17 protein-coding genes are annotated in these 17,577 nt (G+C 52.4%); 8 read left to right on the plus strand and 9 right to left on the minus strand.

Annotated elements, in window-relative coordinates; translation table 11 throughout:
• The first annotated feature begins 66 nt into the window (after positions 1-66).
• The 5 genes from GQS10_RS14240 to GQS10_RS14260 all read left to right on the plus strand — a co-directional run bounded on the left by GQS10_RS14240 (position 67) and on the right by GQS10_RS14260 (position 4,356).
• Positions 67-873 (plus strand): AraC family transcriptional regulator, encoded by an 807-nt coding sequence (locus tag GQS10_RS14240; RefSeq protein ID WP_243735181.1) that lies wholly within the window; start codon positions 67-69, stop codon positions 871-873.
• A gap of 12 nt (positions 874-885) precedes the next feature.
• Positions 886-1,593: a response regulator transcription factor gene (locus GQS10_RS14245; protein ID WP_166243309.1), complete on the plus strand. Its 708-nt coding sequence runs from the start codon at positions 886-888 to the stop codon at positions 1,591-1,593.
• Positions 1,590-2,639 (plus strand): sensor histidine kinase, encoded by a 1,050-nt coding sequence (locus tag GQS10_RS14250; protein ID WP_166243311.1) that lies wholly within the window; start codon positions 1,590-1,592, stop codon positions 2,637-2,639. Before GQS10_RS14245 ends, GQS10_RS14250 begins: the two co-directional genes overlap by 4 nt.
• A 66-nt stretch (positions 2,640-2,705) precedes the next feature.
• Positions 2,706-3,626, plus strand: a complete 921-nt coding sequence (locus GQS10_RS14255) for an ABC transporter ATP-binding protein (RefSeq protein ID WP_166243419.1) — start codon at positions 2,706-2,708, stop codon at positions 3,624-3,626.
• A complete protein-coding gene (locus tag GQS10_RS14260) occupies positions 3,619-4,356 on the plus strand; it encodes an ABC transporter permease (RefSeq protein ID WP_166243313.1) in 738 nt (245 codons plus the stop codon). The genes GQS10_RS14255 and GQS10_RS14260 overlap by 8 nt, the downstream gene beginning before the upstream one ends.
• Before the next feature lie 192 nt (positions 4,357-4,548).
• Here the strand turns inward: GQS10_RS14260 and GQS10_RS14265 are convergent, their stop codons facing one another.
• The 7 genes from GQS10_RS14265 to GQS10_RS14295 all read right to left on the minus strand — a co-directional run bounded on the left by GQS10_RS14265 (position 4,549) and on the right by GQS10_RS14295 (position 10,581).
• Positions 4,549-5,148 carry a short chain dehydrogenase gene (locus GQS10_RS14265; RefSeq protein ID WP_166243315.1) on the minus strand — a complete coding sequence of 200 codons (600 nt, stop codon included), beginning with the start codon at positions 5,146-5,148 and terminating at the stop codon, positions 4,549-4,551.
• A 90-nt stretch (positions 5,149-5,238) separates the two neighbouring features.
• The gene (locus GQS10_RS14270) at positions 5,239-6,957 is read right to left on the minus strand and encodes a multicopper oxidase family protein (RefSeq protein ID WP_166243317.1); all 1,719 of its coding nucleotides are present in this window, start codon (positions 6,955-6,957) and stop codon (positions 5,239-5,241) included.
• A gap of 49 nt (positions 6,958-7,006) precedes the next feature.
• Positions 7,007-7,225, minus strand: coding sequence for a heavy-metal-associated domain-containing protein (locus tag GQS10_RS14275; protein ID WP_166243319.1), 219 nt, complete (start codon positions 7,223-7,225; stop codon positions 7,007-7,009).
• Positions 7,226-7,523: 298 nt separating this feature from the next.
• Complete coding sequence (locus tag GQS10_RS14280; RefSeq protein WP_166243321.1) at positions 7,524-8,045, minus strand: hypothetical protein; 522 nt, start codon at positions 8,043-8,045, stop codon at positions 7,524-7,526.
• A 57-nt stretch (positions 8,046-8,102) separates the two neighbouring features.
• The gene (locus GQS10_RS14285) at positions 8,103-8,753 is read right to left on the minus strand and encodes a TetR/AcrR family transcriptional regulator (protein ID WP_207952272.1); all 651 of its coding nucleotides are present in this window, start codon (positions 8,751-8,753) and stop codon (positions 8,103-8,105) included.
• 162 nt (positions 8,754-8,915) lie between these two features.
• Positions 8,916-10,094, minus strand: coding sequence for an FAD-dependent oxidoreductase (locus tag GQS10_RS14290; RefSeq protein WP_166243423.1), 1,179 nt, complete (start codon positions 10,092-10,094; stop codon positions 8,916-8,918).
• 46 nt (positions 10,095-10,140) lie between these two features.
• A complete protein-coding gene (locus GQS10_RS14295; protein ID WP_166243323.1) occupies positions 10,141-10,581 on the minus strand; it encodes a helical membrane plugin domain-containing protein in 441 nt (146 codons plus the stop codon).
• 287 nt (positions 10,582-10,868) lie between these two features.
• On the opposite strand from GQS10_RS14295, the gene GQS10_RS14300 reads away from it, so the two are divergent.
• Together GQS10_RS14300 and GQS10_RS14305 are read left to right on the plus strand one after the other, a co-directional pair.
• The gene (locus GQS10_RS14300; RefSeq protein WP_207952274.1) at positions 10,869-12,089 is read left to right on the plus strand and encodes a serine hydrolase domain-containing protein; all 1,221 of its coding nucleotides are present in this window, start codon (positions 10,869-10,871) and stop codon (positions 12,087-12,089) included.
• 84 nt (positions 12,090-12,173) lie between these two features.
• A complete protein-coding gene (locus GQS10_RS14305) occupies positions 12,174-12,788 on the plus strand; it encodes a TetR/AcrR family transcriptional regulator (RefSeq protein WP_166243325.1) in 615 nt (204 codons plus the stop codon).
• A 38-nt stretch (positions 12,789-12,826) separates the two neighbouring features.
• On the opposite strand, the gene GQS10_RS14310 is transcribed toward GQS10_RS14305, so the two are convergent.
• Positions 12,827-14,530: a methyl-accepting chemotaxis protein gene (locus tag GQS10_RS14310; RefSeq protein ID WP_166243327.1), complete on the minus strand. Its 1,704-nt coding sequence runs from the start codon at positions 14,528-14,530 to the stop codon at positions 12,827-12,829.
• A gap of 330 nt (positions 14,531-14,860) precedes the next feature.
• Between GQS10_RS14310 and GQS10_RS14315 the strand changes: the two genes are divergently transcribed.
• The gene (locus GQS10_RS14315; protein ID WP_166243329.1) at positions 14,861-16,342 is read left to right on the plus strand and encodes a methyl-accepting chemotaxis protein; all 1,482 of its coding nucleotides are present in this window, start codon (positions 14,861-14,863) and stop codon (positions 16,340-16,342) included.
• A gap of 133 nt (positions 16,343-16,475) precedes the next feature.
• Here GQS10_RS14315 and GQS10_RS14320 read toward each other — a convergent pair whose 3' ends face one another.
• On the minus strand, positions 16,476-17,243 hold the full coding sequence (locus tag GQS10_RS14320; protein ID WP_243735173.1) for a 4'-phosphopantetheinyl transferase family protein: 768 nt from the start codon (positions 17,241-17,243) through the stop codon (positions 16,476-16,478).
• Positions 17,244-17,577 lie beyond the last annotated feature (334 nt).

Below are 17,577 nucleotides of genomic sequence, written 5' to 3' on the forward strand. Positions count from 1 at the left end.
AATAGATTTTTCCTAGAGTCCTTGTATTGTAAAAACGCGACAAGAGGAGCGTTGATTAAGTTGAATATGCAGCATCCAAAGCCAAGCATGGGGGTCCTCCAGCTGCACGCGGCCGGAAAAGATAAATTTCAGCTTCGCCGCTATGCCCCTTCTGAACGAGCCGCTTTTTTCGTCAAGCATTACTGGGTCGTGCGGTGGGATTTATCCGGAGAAGAGCCGTACATGCAGCAGGTCATCCCGAACCCGTGCGTCAACCTGGTGGTTCAGCCGATGCGCACTGCGTTTTACGGTCCGGCAAAGCAGGTGTTTACCTATCCTTTGCAGGGCAGCGGCTGCGTGTTCGGCATAAAATTCAAGCCCGGCGCGTTCTATCCGTTCATTGGCCAGCCGATATCGGAGCTCGGCAGCGGGCCTCTGCCGGTTGAAGCCGTCCTGCCCGTAAGCGCTCAGGAGCTGGAGCGGCTGCTGCTGCCCCTGGAAAGTGATGAGGAGATGGCGGCCATAGCCGACGGCCTGCTGGTGAAGGCCTTACCGGAGCCGGACGATCACATCCTTACCCTGCAAGCGATCATCGATCGGATTGCCGGGGACCGGGACATTACCCAAGTCGATCAGCTGTGCGACTTGTTCCAGCTCCATAAGCGCAAGCTGCAACGCTTGTTTGAGCAGTACGTCGGCGTCAGCCCCAAATGGGTGATCCGGCTGTACCGGCTGCAAAATGCGGCCGAACGAATCGATCTGGCGGTTCACGCCGACTGGCTGACTCTCGCGGCCGAGCTTGGATACCATGATCAGTCGCATTTTATCAAGGATTTTAAAGCTTTCGTCGGTCAAACGCCCGAGGAATACGCAGCAGCATTTACCCGTAACTAAGCAGGTGAACCTATGGATACGATTCGGATTTTAATTGCGGATGACGAGAAAGAGATTCGTGATCTGTTAAAAAAATATTTAGAACGGGAGCGCTACGAGGTGGATACGGCCATCCACGGCGAAGAAGCGCTTCGTTTGTTTGCCCATAAAGCGTATCAGCTTGTCATTCTCGACGTCATGATGCCGAAAATCGATGGCATGGAAGCCTGCAGAAGCCTGCGCAAAACGTCCAATGTCCCCATCATGATGCTGACCGCCAAGGATGATGAGGTCGACAAAATCGTCGGGTTAACCGTTGGGGCCGACGACTATATTACGAAGCCCTTCAGCATCAATGAGGTGGTTGCCCGTGTAAAAGCGCTGCTCCGGCGCAGCCTTGTGCTGAATCCGGACAGCCGAGCTTCGGAAGAAGAGCGCTTCCACCTTCACGGCGTAACGCTGGATATGCGAAGCTGCACAGCTTCGGTCGACGGCCGCGAAATCGCTCTAACCGCCAAGGAGCTGCAGCTGCTGAAATTTTTCATGCAGCATCCCGGACAAGTATTCACCAAGACGCAGCTGTTCCGGCAGGTGTGGAATAGCGACTATTTGGAGGACGATAACACCGTGATGGTGCACATCCGCAAGCTTCGCAAAAAGATCGAAGCCGATCCGTCCGATCCGCAGTACATCCAAACGGTATGGGGCATCGGCTACAAATTTGCAGGTGAGCGTGAATGAAGCCGAACAAGATGACGCTGTTATTGCTGCTGCAGCTTGGCGCAATCCTCGGTTTGCTTTGGCTGGAGCTGATCCACGGCGAGCCTCAAGCGTCCCGGTGGATCCTGTTCACCATATTGGGCGGAAGCATCCTTCTTCTTTTCCAATGGCGAAGACGCGCTTCGAAGTTTCTGGAGCGCACCCGTTCGGAGCTTCGGCGCGTTCTTAGCGGCAATTCCAAAACTCGTCTGCTTGCTCCGGGGGAGCCGGATGTGGACGAGCTTCTATTCTCGATCAACGAATTAATTGAGCGCTTGGAGGCTGTTCAAATCGAGCATGTCCGTTCACAAGCCGCGAGGAAGCAGCTGCTCTCCGGCATCTCCCATGATATTCGTACACCGCTGACCTCCATCATTGGCTACATCGATGCGCTTAAAGACGATGTTTCGGCTTCGGAGCAAGAGAAACGGGAGTACCTCTCGGTAATTGAAGCTAAGGCGTCAGCGCTTAAGCTGCTGGTCGATGAAATGTTTACCTTGGCGAAGCTGGATGCGGATGAATTGACGTTAAACCCTGAGACACTGGACGCAGCGGAAATGACCAGAGAGGTCTTGATCGATTATTTACCACTGTTTAAAAAAGAAGGCATCGAGCTCGATCTCCGTCTGCCCGAGCATTCCTGTACGGTACTGGCCGACCGGGTAAGCCTCCTGCGCATCATTGGCAATTTGCTGAAAAACGCCGCTCAGCACGGAAAAGCCGGTCAATATGTGGGGGTCGAAATGGTTAAGCAGGAACAGGACTATCATCTTCTGATTTCCGATCGCGGGCCCGGCATTCCGCTGGGAGAGCAGGAACGCATATTCGAGCGGATGTACCGCGGCGAAGCCTCGCGCAGCGGCGAGCATGGCGGCAGCGGGCTTGGGCTTGCGATTGCCAAAGCGTTAGCCGAGAAAAACGGCGGCAGCCTGTCCGTCGAAAGCGAGCCTTGGGTGCGAACGGTATTTCGCTTGTCCCTCCCTAAGCAAAGCCGGCGTGCAGTTAAGAAATTGTTAAGAAATGAATAAGCAGTGGTTAAAGCTTTCTTTCTACACTGGTACTGTACCCAACGCATGAAGAAAGAGAGGACGCCCATGAGTGCAGTCATTCAAACCAGCCACTTAACTAAAAAATACGGGGAGCAGATCTCTGTTAACGATGTGAGCATGACGGTTGAAGAAGGCCAAATCTATGGATTTCTGGGCCGTAACGGCGCCGGAAAAACAACAACGATCCGTATGCTCGTCGGGTTGATCCAGCCTAGCTCCGGGTCGATTGAAATTTTCGGGGAGAGTCTGGCCAAACGCCAGAAGGACATTTTACGACGAATCGGTTCGATTGTAGAGGTTCCCGGTTTTTACGAAAATTTGACCGCCAAAGAAAATTTACAGGTCGTCGCTCGAATTATGGGCATGCACAAGCGGAACGCCCTTGAGGAGGCACTCGAGATCGTCGGCCTCCAGCATGAAACGAAGAAGCTGGTCGGCTCTTACTCGCTCGGCATGAAGCAACGGCTCGGCATCGCCCGCGCCCTCCTCCATTATCCGGAGCTGCTCATTCTGGATGAGCCGAGCAACGGGCTCGATCCGATCGGCATTAAAGAAATGCGGAAGATGATCACAACGCTTGCCGCGGAACGCCGAATCACGATTCTAATCTCTAGTCATATTTTGTCCGAAATCGAGCAGCTGGCTACCCACATCGGTATCCTGCATGAAGGAAAGCTTCTGGAGCAGGCTGATCTCGAGGTGCTGCGCCAGCGAAACCGCCAGTATGTCGAGTTTCAGGTCAGCAACGATAACAAGGCGGCGATGCTGCTTGAAAAGCATTTTGGCATCACCGATTATGAAGCGCATGGCGACGGGCTGCTGCGGATTTACTCCCATCAGGGAGAGCAGGGGAAAATCAACCGCGTTTTCGTTCACAACGAGATTGAGGTACTGAAAATTGCTCAGAGTGAGGATCGCTTGGAAGACACCTTCACCAAGCTGGTAGGGGGTGGCACCATTGGTTAACCTGCTGCTTGCCGAGCTGCTTAAGCTCAAACGCTCCAAAATGATGCTGATCAGTATGATCGGCTCTGCTGTCGCGCCGTTCATGGTCGTGGTCGCATCGTATATTCATATGACGACGAAGCAGCCCGCAAAGCCCGTCGTATTCGAACAGCTTTTCTTTGAAACGAATTTGTATACGCTGCTTGTCATCGGCGTCCCCTTATACGGCGTCGTTACGGCTTACCTTATTAACCGTGAGTTTATTGAGGACACGCTTAAAAGCCTGCTCACCATACCGGTCTCACGCTTCATGTTCCTTGCCAGCAAGCTGGTGCTGCTGCTCGGATGGATGCTGCTGTTAACGCTGCTCGCCTGGTCGCTCACCTTGGGGCTTGGCGCACTGCTTGGATTTGACGGCTTAAGCTCCGCGCTGGTCGCCGGATCGTTCCGACGCTTCGTGATTGGAGGCCTGCTGCTTTTTGCTCTGTCCACGCCTACGGTGCTGATCTGCCTTTGGATGAAAAGCTACGTGCCGACCATTATTTTTACCATTGTGATTACGATGATTAACGTGATGATGGCCAACTCGGAGCATCGCGGCCTGTTTCCGTGGTCCGCCGTGCGGGATATTGTTGACGGCACGCTTCCAGTCGAGCATCCTCCCGAATTCTCGTATGCGGTTATTGCTGCCACATCTGTCGTCGGGCTGATTGCATCACTCGTTTATTTTAAAAGGACGGATATTCACTGATTGTATGGGTGAATCGTCTAATGAACCAAAGGGATAGGCTGCGAATCCTGCTTTTGTGAGGTTATCTGTGGATAACTTTGGCTGTCCCATGATGGATTGCTGAACCAATTATCGTATAAAAAATTAAGCTAGAGCCTCCTGCAAAGGAAACTCTAGCTTTTCTTTTACTTCAGGGTCGCACGTAATTAACTACTAATAAACCGTGTAGGTTTGTCCGGTTTGCGCACCTTCTACGCTCTTCCGGTACGCTTGAGCGACGCGCTCGCCGGTCACAGGCACAAAGCCCGGAAAATACGGGCCATACTTCTCGATCGACTCCGCTAATACATTCGGGCTGACGTTATTGATCCGAATCCCGCGCGGCAGCTCAATCGCCGCCGATTGGACGAAAGCGCGGACCGCTCCGCTGGCCATCGCGGCGGAGGCTCCTCCAAAAATCGGGTCATCCATAATAATACCCGTAGTCAAAGTGAAGCTTCCGCGATCTCGAACATGGTTCATGCCGAGCAGGACGAGATTCACTTGGCCTTTTAGCTTGCTGTCGATGGAAAGCTCGTTTTTGTCCGGCGTCAGCTCCTGCAAAGGTCCGAAATGCGTTGCACCGGTTGTACTGATCACCGCATCCACCATCCCGACCGTCTCGTACATCCGCTGAATGCTTTCCGAAGATGTAATATCTACGGTTACGTCAGCTCCCTTTCGCCCGGCCCGAATGATTTCATGGCGACCGGTCAGCTCATTGTATACAGCCCGACCAATGGTACCTGTTGCCCCTACAAGTAAAACTCTCATCTATTTCTCCTCACCCTCAATTAAGCGTTTCCCCACTAAAAAAATTATTTCTCAATAAATTCTTATCGCTAACCAAGCCCGCCCATCTTTTTACTCCGGCTTGTTGCCTGCCTTCGGGTCAGCCTTGAATTGCGGCTGAAAGCCCTCATACCTTAGATGGGTGACCATCCCGGCAGCGGCATGATGGAGATCATGGCAGTGGAACATCCACTCTCCCGGATTGTCCGCGATAAAGGCTACAACGTATTCCTCGCCCGGCTTCAGGTTTAACGTATCCTTGATGATCGGCGAGCCCGTCATCGCCTTGCCGTTTTTGCTCAGCACCTGGAAGAAGTGACCGTGCAAATGCATCGGATGGTCGTCCGATTCCGACTTATTGACAAGACGCACCTTCACCTTATCGCCCTTTTTTACAGTGAGCATTTCGGTGTCTGGGTACGTCTTACCGTTGATTGTAAACAACTGGCCGCCCTTGTCCTCCGTCGTGCCAAGATTCATCGTATACTCTAGATCAAACTTTTGATCCAGCTGAAACGGGGCATCCGCCATTTCACCGTAGCTCATCAGATCGATGCGCGGCAGCTTCTCGCGTTCATTCGCCCGGTCTGCTCCGGATGCAGCGCCTTCATACACAATGGCCGCCTTCATGCCCACCGCGGCCGGGTTGTCGCTGTGCTCCTCGAGCAGCCAAACGCCGGGGTTGTTTGCCGTAAATTCAATGTCATAGCGTTCGCCTGGGGCAATCGCCAGCAAGGAATCCTTCGTTGACGGAGGATGATTGATTTTCTGACCGTCTGTTGCCGTTATCGAGAATTCATGGCCATGAAGATGGAGCTCATGGGACATATACCCGGCATTGATGAGGCGCAGGCGAACCTTTTCTCCCTCTTTGACGAGAAGGCGTTCTACAGCTTCACCCGTCTTTCCGTTGATGGTGAACAGGTTGTACATGCTCATGTCATGGCCTTGTCCGGGTGTTCCATGCGGATGGTTTGAATTGCCCGCATGTCCGCTGTGGCCCGTTTCCGCAGCACCGTGGCTTGCACCATGGCCTGCATCGTGCGCACCGTGACCCGCTGCGTTCGCTGCGTGACCCGTTTCCGCAGCAGGACCCGTCCCGCTCTTGCCGTGGCTGCCCTCTGCCATATCGTGACCTGCTGCACCGGTGCCACTGTCCGAGGCCGCAGCGCCGCCGCCCATCCACTCGTCCAACACAAGCGTATAATCGCGATCCACTTTGGAGTCTTCCTCTCCCTCCACAACGAGAGTGCCGTAGAGACCGCGATCCAGCTGATTTACACTGTCCTGATGAGAGTGGTACCAATACGTGCCGGCGACATCCGCCTTAAATTGATACGTAAACTGCTCCCCCGGCTGTACCGCATTTTGCGTCACCCCTGGAATTCCATCCATCGCATTCGGGACCGGATAACCGTGCCAATGAATCGAAACGGGCTCGGGCAGCTCGTTCTGCAGCTTCACCGTAACAAGCTCCCCTTGCTTGACCCGCAGCTGCGGGCCCGGCACGGAGTGGTTAAAGCTCCATACCGGCACCGTTGTTCCCTCCGCAGCAGCCAGCATTCCCGGCTTCGCCGTCAGGGTAAACTCTTTCCCGCGCAGCACCTCTGTCGCCTCGGTCAGCTCCGTCTTCCCTGATACAGAATCGCTCGAGCCCGCCGCCACTCCCGCATGCTGCGCGTGCTCATGATGTGCTTGGGAGCCCGTTTCTCTTGCCCCTGATGTACAGCCTGCTAGCAGAACAGCCGGTAGTAGCAGCGCCGCCGCTGCCCAATTTCGTTTCTGATTCATTTCCCTCCACGTTCCTTCCCTAGTATGGAATTGCAAATTTGAGGCGATGTTATTCCAAAGGAGTTACCTTATATCCAAGCTCTTCAATCTTGCGGGTGACATCCTGCACTTGTGCGGAGCCCGGTTGAACCTCGATACGAGCTGTTTTGGAAGGGAAATCGACGGTCCCCTTGACACCATCCATTGAGGCTACCGCCTTTTCAATTTTTGCAGCGCAAGATCTGCAATTCATTCCGCTAATTTGTACAACTACATGTTGGTTTTCCATAGAAACAACACTCCTCACCCTGTTTTATACCCCCAACGGGTATTTTTTATACTGGAGTAAATTTACCATACCCCTGTATCCTATGTCAAATATACCGATTTCAATTTCATATCCTCCTCATCTATAGATCTACCCGTCACACTTCATATTTTCACACCGAACCCGGATAAAACGGAAGTAGTTAAATTTATACGGTAAATAGCGCTGTAACCCTCGAAAGAATTTGACGTATTCAACTAGCCCGCCCTATGTACGAAAAAACGGCTGCCGCCGCCACGACAACCGTTCATGATCTTTTTTACTCCTGCAAAATGACGTACTGCCCCGTATTCGCCCGAATAAACTGGGCCACCCGCCTATGGCTATCTTGCGCCAATTCTACAAAGCGAGCATACCCGGCCTCAACCCTTTCCTTCAGCTCAGCATCCTGCTCCAAATCCTGAAAGGAAGCATCCGCCCATGTCCGCCCCAGCCTGCTGTTTCTCGACGCGAACTCCTCTTTGGTTTGTTCAAGGAAGTGTGCCATATTCGAAGCTTCGTAAAAATGTAACCCCTTCAGCACACCGTTCCAATAATCCGGCGTATCGAGCAGTGAATGGATCCACAAATAATACTCCAAAGGGGAAGACTTTGCGTGGTCATAGAGCACCCGAAACATACAAAGCGCGCGCTGTCCCTCCGTTAAGCGTGCGATCACCTCTCTTTTCACAGCTGGCGCCTTCCCCCGGATCTGCACAAAGGTCGGTTCCATACAAGCCCATCCGAGTCGTTCATCATCCAGAATTTCAAACGTCCCTCGTTCCATCGATACCAGTGTCAAACTCATCCCTCCTTGTTTTAGACTATCGCGAATGTCAACAATAAAACCAAAAAAATTTTACTTGCGGACTACCGATATCGCTGACTCAACGATCTGACCGACTGCCTTGGCCAGCTGCTCTTTTGTCTCTTGTTCAGGGATCCCTTTCGAACGATCATCCTGACGCAGCTGCTCCAAATAATTCATACCTTCCGATACCGCGCCCCAAAACTGCCTTGCCAGCAGGCTCGTATCACCGCTGCGGATTTCTCCTCGACTGATCCCTTTTTCGATGGCGGCCGCCATCGGCTTGATGTACTCCGTCATCCATTGAAACGGTGACCGCTCCTCGGACAAATACAAATAATGCACATCCAGTGGAATCCGATTGTAAAAACGGGAAACCTCCGGCTCGTCCAGCATCTGTCTGCATACCAACTGAGCGTATTCGCCAAACAGCTCAAGAGCATTCCGTTCCTGAGAAAAATGCAAGATTGCCCGCTGCTGCGTCCGTTCCATCATCGTCTCGTAAAGCTCCTGGAAAAGTGCCTGCTTGCTTTTGAAATAATGATAGACCAATCCTCGAGCAAGTCCGGCGCGCTCTGCAACCTCACCGATTTCGGAAGCAGCATAACCTTTCTCGGCGTAAACCAGGATGGCGGCCTGCATAATTTGCTGCATGCGCTGCCGGCGAATTTCTTCATTTTGTTCCTTCGTCCGTGGTGACAATCCATCCGCCTCCCTTCTTATGATTGACACCAATGTCAACGGAAAATATACCCCAGTTCAGTTCTATTGTCAATATATGGATTCCATTGCGATTCGCCCTAGAAAAAACGGCAGCCCTTGCCTCCCGAAAGGAAGACTTGGACTGCCGATATGATTAGATGATTAATAGGTTAATGAGAACAAGCCGTTAATGTGTGACAAATAACGAATGTTGCTCGCTTCCTTCATCGCCGAGGCCGGGAAGCCCTTCAGCTTCGTCTTGCGCTCGCCGATTGTCGCTACGCCGTCTTTTCTGCCGAGGCTCGCAAGTACACCGGAGAATACAGGCTTGAATTGCTCCAATTGGGTTTGTCCAAGGTACGCAAACAGGTTGTACCCGATTGCTTCGCCCATCTGCCAAGCCAGCTGCGCCGAAGGCGGATACGGTCTGCCGTCCTCACCCATGACGACTGCACTGTCGCCGGCAACAAACACGTTCGGATGCGAGGTAGATTGAAGGAACTCGTTGACCATCGCACGGCCGCGGTTTACTTCGATACCGGAATTAGCCACAACCGGGTTACCCTGTACGCCGCCGGACCAAATCAATGTGCCTGTCGGAATCGAGGTTCCGTCCTTCAGGAATACCGTTCCATCCTTAAACTCGGTAATCGGCACGCCTGTCAGGAAGGTAACGCCGCGCTTCACCAAGCTCGTTGTTGCGCGCTCGATCAGGTCCGCCGGGAAGCCGCCGAGAATCGAAGGCCCTGCTTCTACGCAGTAAATCGAGATTTCGCTCCACTCGATGCCGAGCTTGCGGCAAAGCTCTGGAAGCTCATCCGCAAATTCGCCTACGAGCTCAACGCCGGTCAAACCGCCGCCGCCCACAACAATCGTCGCGTCGGATTTATTGCGCGTCTTCGCGTACTGCTGAAGCTTCGCTTCCACGTGAGCGCGGATGCGGTTCGCATCATTCGTCGATTTCAGGGTGAAGCTGTTCTCCTGCAGCCCCGGAATGCCGAAAAATGCCGTTTCACTGCCAAGCGCCGCAACCAATACGTCGTAGGAAAGCGTGCTGCCGCCTTCAAGCTGGACGGTATTTTGATCCGGTGCAATGCTATCCACGCCGCGAACGACAAGATCAATCGATTTGCCCTTCAGCAGTTTTTCCAGCGGAAGCGCGATCGCTTGTTCCGAAATGTTGCCGGCAGCCAAACGATGAAGCTCCGTAATGATTTGATGCGTAGAAGTGCGATTTACAAGAGTAATGGACGCCTCACGTGGCGAAAGATATTTTCTCGCCGTTAACGCGCTCAGCAAGCCGCCGTAACCGCCACCAAGGATTACGATACGTTTCATAATTATTCCTCCGTCTTATCAATAAAAAATTCCGCAACGTTATTCACGTTTATCGATTGCTCTGACGCTCATTCTGAATCGCCAAAAATTCCCGCATAAACCGGAACATTTTTTGTGCCTGCGGATCCTTCATCATTTTCAGAAGGCCAAACACGCCAATCGTATCGGACTGTGTTTCCGCTCTGTCCTTTGCTTCGATCGCTGCAGAGGCAACACCTTTCGCACCTTCGACGACAGGCATCACCATTTCATTAAAGCCGCCCTTTACATCCTCAACAAAAACCGGGTCCGTCGCAAGCGTATTAACAAATTGGTAAGCATCCGCAAGCTTCGTTGCAGCTTCGGTTAGCTGTGGAAGATTCGTAAGCAGCAGCGTCAGCGATTGCTGAACCTCCGGCTTTGCAAGCTCGGCCAGCAGGTGGGAAAGCTCTTGTTTGTCAGCCTGATTTACTTCGGTAAGTGCCGACTGATTCGTTTCCGTTGCATTCATCGTAAACACACCTCGTAATTAAATGTAAAAAATAAGATCCGACCATGTGACGAAATTCACAAGTAACGATGTTCATAATACGCCAACTTATGGCGATGCGTCAATAGAAATATGCTTTTTTCGACATAAAAATTTACGATTTCCGTTAAATTTTGTTCGTTCGTCAGGCGTCACTACGGTTCACAAACGTTTATACATAACACTCTTTACTTTTATATGACTAAAAAATATACTTTAGTCACATAAATCAAAACTATAGTTGGCTATTCCAAAGGAGCTGCATCCTCTTGCCGATTTTATCCAAGCAACGCTCGTTTCATCTCGACGGCACTGTAACCCCCGGATTTGAAAAGGTCGCCGACGCATTTGTACACAACTTTTCCTCCCGCGGTGAAACCGGCGTCGCCTGCGCGGTATACGTTCACGGCGAATGTGTCGTCGACTTGTGGGGCGGTTATGCAGACCCGAAGCAGGACGCCAAATGGAGAGCCGACACCCTTGTCCCCGTGTTTTCCAGTACCAAGGGCTTTGCCGCCCTTGCCGCTGCAGATGCGCATTCGAAAGGATTTTTCTCATACGACGACCTCGTAGCCACGCATTGGCCCGAGTTTTCCGTCCATGGAAAGGAACACATCACCATCCGGCAGCTGCTCGGTCATCAAGCCGGCCTTTGCCGTTTGGATGAACTTGATCTGCGTAGCTTTGCCGATCTTGACACCGCCTCGGCCGCTCCTAAGCTGGCTGCCATGATCCCGGCCTGGAAGCCGGGGGAAGCGCATGGATACCACACGTGGACCATCGGCTGGTTTATTTCCGAGCTGATCCGCCGCACGGACCCGCAGGGGCGCCCATTGCGCGTGTTTTTTCAAGAAGAAATCGCCGCACCGCTGGAGGCGGAATTTTACATCGGCCTGCCCGCCTCGGTACCGGATTCCCGGCTTGCAAAGGTTAAGGGGTTCGACAGTCCGCTGCAGCTGCTGCTCCGTTTGCACGAGGTGCCTCCTTCGCTGCTGCTGGCTTTCGCCAACCCGCGCTCCTTAACCTCACGAAGCATGGTCGATCCGAAACGGCTCGTCGCGAACAATCATTTTAACCATCGGGAAATGCTCTCCATCGAATTCCCATCGGGAAACGGCGTCGGGCGAGTTCGGGATATGGCGAAGATTTACGGTGAATTCGCCTCCGGCGGCTCCGCACTGAAGCTTTCCGTCCATACGCTTGAGGAGCTGGCAAGACCTGCAATTCCTCCGGACAAAGGCTGGTTCGACCTCGTCAACCGCGCCGATCTTGGGTATTCGCTCGGCTTTTGGAAGCCGATCCCAGAACGGTCGTTTGGCACTAGCCGGCATGCGTACGGCCATCCCGGCGCAGGCGGTTCCTTCTGCTTTGCCGATCCGGACAAGGGCGTCGGCTACGCCTACGCCATGAATCAAATCGGCGGATATATGGATCGCAATCCACGGGAAAACGCGCTGCGGCGGGCGGTTTATGCGTGTCTGAGGCAGTAGAAGAGTTTTCTTGTGAAGCCTAGAAATAAAGAGGGACGACCTCGACGGTAAGTTACCTGCAATAGACGGAGGATTTGATAAAGCATGCCGAAATTTAACGAGCATGAAAAGCAGCATATTCGCGAACTGCTCCTAAACAAAGGAAAAGAGCTATTCGTCCAATACGGCCTCAAAAAAACGAGTATAGACGATATCGTCCAAGCCTGCGGGATCGCCAAAGGCTCCTTCTACCGCTTCTTCCCCTCAAAGGAGGAGCTTTATTATGAAATTCTGCGGCAAGAGGAAGCGTTCACGGGCGACATCATTGCCGAGCTCAAAGGCTTGGACCTGCCCCCCGCCCAGCTTATCGAGAAGCTGTTTTACGACAGCTTTCAAGCGATTGAGCGGAGTCCTTTTCTAAGCATGGTCATGCGCGGCTATGACTGGGCGCAGCTCATTCGAAAGCTGCCGCCTGAAGCAATGGAGGAGCATACCGAGGCCGACCAGCAGCTCGGACGGGAATTATTCGCCAAATGGCAGAAGGAAGGGAAGCTTGCCCCGCTTGACCCGGATGTGATCACAGGGATGCTGCGGGCGGTACTGCTCCTTTCGCAGCATCGGCAGGAGCTTGGCCCGCTGTTCGATGACATCATCGTGCAGCTGATCCGAAGTATTGCGCTGGGGATTTCGGCAAAGCCGGAAAAAGCCCCCCGATCATGACCATTGCATGACCAGGGGGCTTCGCGCAGCAGCTCTGCCTACAGCTTAAATTTTACCAGAAGTCCCTGCAGCTCTTCCGCTAACTGGGATAGAGACTGCGAGGAATGCGTCATTTCTTCCATGGATGCAAGCTGCTCCTGGCTCGATGCCGCAACCTCTTGAACACTCGAATTGCCTTCTTGAGATACAGCTTGCAGATGAGCCATATGACCGGCCACTTCTCTTGCGCTAGCTGCCGCTATGGAGACGGACTGGCCGATTTCACTCATTCTAACGCTTAACTGCTTCATCGATTCATCGATGCTTTCAAACGATTTGGAGGCTTGGCTGCTCAGCTCCACCCCGCGTTTTACACTCTCAGAGCCTCGCATGGTGGACTCGAGTGAAACTGAAATTTGCGATTGAATCGTTTCGACGACCTCGGTTATTTTTTCCGTTGAAGCAGCGGTCCCCTCGGCAAGCTTGCGAATCTCCGAAGCAACGACTGCAAACCCTCGGCCCTGCTCTCCCGCCCGCGCCGCTTCAATCGATGCATTTAGGGCGAGCAGGTTCGTTTGCTTGGCAATTTCCCGAATCGTAATGACAACAGCGCCGATTTCATCGGACAGCGAGCCAAGCTGCGACATCATCTCCTGCGTTTCCCGTACATTGCCCTCGATCCCGTTCATCTGCTGCAGGACGGAACTAATCGCTTGGACCCCCTCTTCAATGGCTAAACCTGAATTTACCGATAGCTGATTCATTTCCTCGCCGCTTCGATCGATCGTTATGATGGTTGTCGAAAGCTCCTCCGTAAGATCCGAAGAAGATGATACACTCTTCACTTGTTCCTCAAAAGCCGTAGCGAGCTCGCTGGCCGAAGAAGCGATTTGCTCCGATGCACGGCTCGTCTGTTCTGCACCGGCCATCATTTCCTCCGCGGAAGCGGATAAGGTTAAGGAGCTTTCATTCACCTTGCCTACCAATTGCCGCAGCCCGAAGATCATCGCATTAAAAGAGGACGTAATTTTGCCGATCTCATCCTTAGAACGATAACTGCCTTCGACCGTAAGATCCCCGTCCTTCGCCCTTTCCATTAACTGCGTCAAGCTCTTTAACGGCCTTGTAATTAAGAGAATGATCCAGAAGCCGATCACCGATAGAAGTGCGGCAGCCGCCACAATGACAACAAGGAAATACACTCCTGCAGTCTGTGCCTGCTGGGCTGCGCTTGCTTTTGCCGCTTCCGCCTTTGCCCCGACTTCGTTCGAAATTTCGGTCAAAAGCGCGGTCGTCTGATCCCTCATCTCACTAACCGAGTCCACAAAAATCTCATACGCCTCATCATCCTTGTTTTCTAACCCCAGCAAGCGAACCTTATCCAACTGGGCACGGTACTTAGGCAAAATCGCCTCATACTGTCCCAACAGCTCCTGTGCTTTTGGAGACAGCTCTTTCGTTTTTAAATCGTTAAGCAGCAGGTCATGCGCCCTGGTGCGTTCCACCGTTCGTAAGTTTAATGTATTATTCTTAATCTCGTTTTTATTCAAAATCATTTCCAGCACATTGGACTCAATAAACTGATTATGGGTTCGCATCAAATAGACCCAGGATACTGGAAGCAGTGCTTGATCATACATGTCTGCATTTCCTTTGCTCAGCGTCTTAATAGAGCTGTATCCGCTCGCCCCTACAATTAATAGGGAAAGTAAAGAAATAAAAAGCAGTATCGATACCTTGACTGAAACCTTAAGATTACGCAATGTTGTCACCCTATCCGATATGTATATTTTTTAGTTACAGATTGATTTCGACCATCAATGACAATTTCCTCCTGCATTCGACATTAAGATAGTGTAAATTTCATATAAAAGTTATTATTATATGAGATAAATATTTTTAATAAATTCATCATTCCTAACCGTTCACTCCTTCCAGATCTAGAAATCCTTCCGGAATCGACTGCATTTTTCTAGTTCAAGCTATGTTTATTGGATATTGACGAAAACTGTCGATGGTAATACGATAATTGGAAATCTATATAGAGCGGAAGAACGAGCCGGATCCCCTCTATCACCTTTGGAGGCATGCAGATGGACCTACACCTGATTCACGAGAGAAATAAACTTGTCGTCAAACTGCTATGGTTGTCCGTAGCTTTAGGCACAGCCGCTACGATTCTGTCACGGGCCAATACGAGCACCATTCTCGTTGTTTCCTTAATTGGCGGTAGCGTTTCGCTTTTAGTCACACTCTTGATCGTAAAAAAATGGCTCATTCGCTCCGTCCAATACATCACCTCAGTAGGTCTTACCGGAATGGTCTTTTCCTTTGCAGAAACGACTCCCAATGTAAATTCCCTTATCATGATTTTTTACGCATTCACCGTTATTACCCTGTATCACAACTACAAATCGATATTAAGCAGCGGCGCTATGTCTCTCATCCTCATTTTCATCCTATACCAGCAATATCCGGAAAAAATGTTCGGCGGAATTGGGGTGGCCGGCTTCATTTCGTTGAATGTCATCTTTATCCTCGTCATTTTTATTACGGCCATGCAGGCGAGAATCGGTCAGAAGCAGCATAAGGAAACCGTAGAAAAAGGAACTCAAGCCGTCAAAGCGCAGTCCGAGGTGGAGGCCATTTTAGCTGAGGTTACAACCACTGTGGATAAACTTTCGACCATGGGATCGTCGCTGCAGCTGCATCTAACAGAGTCCAAAAACATTTCGCAGGAGCTGACCGCTACGTTCGAGGAGGTGGCGAGCGGCATTGCATCCCAAGCAAGCAGCGTCGGCGATATCCGGGATTCGATTCAGGAAATCGACCATAAGGTGACCCAAGCGAACGAAACCTCGAAGAGCGTGATTGACATTTCCCACCGGACATCGGCGTTAACTAAAACCGGAAGCGAAGTGGTCGGAGCATTACAGAGCAACATGAAGCAGGTTTCCGGCACCGTTGATCAAGTGGCTGTTTTAATGGAGGAGCTGCAGCAGCAAAGCCGGAGCATTGCTGAAATTTTATCTCAAATTGAGGAAATATCGAATCAAACGAACCTGCTTGCTTTGAACGCATCCATTGAAGCCGCGCGCGCCGGGGAGCATGGCAAAGGCTTTGCGGTCGTTGCGAGCGAAGTGCGGAAGCTCGCTGAGCTTTCCGGTACGGCTGCGGATCAAATCGGAGAAAAAATCCGCTTGATGCTGGCCAAAACGAGCCAGGTGAGCACTTACGTACAGTCCAGCCAATCCGAGGTAAAAACGGGCGTACAAAGCGCCGAACGCACCGACGAGGTGTTTGGATCGATCTTGAACAATGCGCTTGATTCCGAGAAGCTTGCAAACCAGCTCATGGACATGCTGCAAAGCCTGCAGAGCGATTCGAGTGTGATCGTTAACGAGGCTGTCTCCATTGCAGGAATCACGGATCAATCGAGCGCCTCTGTCCAGCAGGTAACGGCTTCGGTTGAACTGCAAAACGGTCGGATGAACAGCCTCAATGAAAGCTTCCGTGAGCTTGCGGAAATCGTGCAAACCTTGGAGAAGTTAACCCATAAGGGCGGGGAAAAATAAATAACAGACGCCGGAGGTTCTACGAGCCTTCGGCGTTTTATTATGTACAATTTGCAGCAGCTGCGGGTTCAAGCACCAGCTTAATCCCGCGAGGAGTACTATGACTTAGTTAAAAGATGTCAGGTCCGAACGCTCAGTTTCCCTTCAATAAAAGTGCAGCGTCAAACTCGCGAATCCTTTTAGGGGCGGAGTCTAGAAGCGCAAGAGCCGCTGTATAGCCCGGGCCCGGATGAAGGTCGGTTAGCATGGCTCCAGCAGCGAGCTGCTCCTGAATTGCGCCCGATGATGAAACCAGCCGTGCGGGCTCGTTCGGGCCTGAAACCGATAGGTTTTCGGGGGGAATTGCTAGGCCTTTGCCCGTGGCCTTCAAGACAGCTTCCTTGCGGGTCCAGAAGGTGTAAAAACCTTCCCTCCGCTCCACCATCGGCATTTCCGAAAGCTTCGCAGCCTCGGCATCCGATAGGACGCCTTGGATCAGCTTGCTGATCTCCGCCCCGGTTTGGATTTGCTCTACATCGATCCCAACCGGCGTGCCCGTCGTAAACGCAACAGCCACCAGCTCGCCAGAGTGGCTTACCGAGAGCTGCTGCGGCATCGACCTGGGGAGGCGAGGGCGGCCATGTGCCTTGCCGCAGCCCGGACAAGTACGGTCCAGCGGCACCTGCTGCGGCGGGCACCCCAGCTCTGCGGCCAGCACAAGGCGGCTAATGGCACAGCCGACCATGAACCGGGCTCGGTCTTCCAGGCGACGGTACGCCTGCGCCCGGCCCTGCTCTTCTTCATTTAGCAGCTGTCCATGCCAAGGCTGCAGGTCGCTCCAGCGTGCCCACCAAATGTGGCACTCGCTCACATCAAGAAGGGGCGGAACTTCCGGCTGTGCGTAAGTATTTTTCATGTTCATAACAGTTCTCCCTCGTGACAGAAATGGTTGGCGCAGGTTATGGAACAGGAGGAGGGGAGCGTATCCGCCGCTCCCCCCAATCCGTTCTTATCCTATTTGATGTTAAGGCGTGATTTGAAGCGCTTATTTTCGCTTATGCTTTGCTCGTAGAAGTGACCGGTTGAGCCGTTGCGGACGTTTCCCGAGCCGGTTCGGCACTGGATTGTGCTGGCGCGGGCACTTCCCGAGCTGGTTCCGCACCGGATTGCGCTGGCGCGGGCACTTCCCGACGCGTTTCGGCACTGGATTGGGCAGGCGCTGGCGCGACTGCCCGCGGTGCCGGTTGCCCGGCAGG

Source organism: Paenibacillus turpanensis, from assembly GCF_011421635.1.
Classification (GTDB): Bacteria; Bacillota; Bacilli; order Paenibacillales; family YIM-B00363; genus Paenibacillus_AK; species Paenibacillus_AK turpanensis.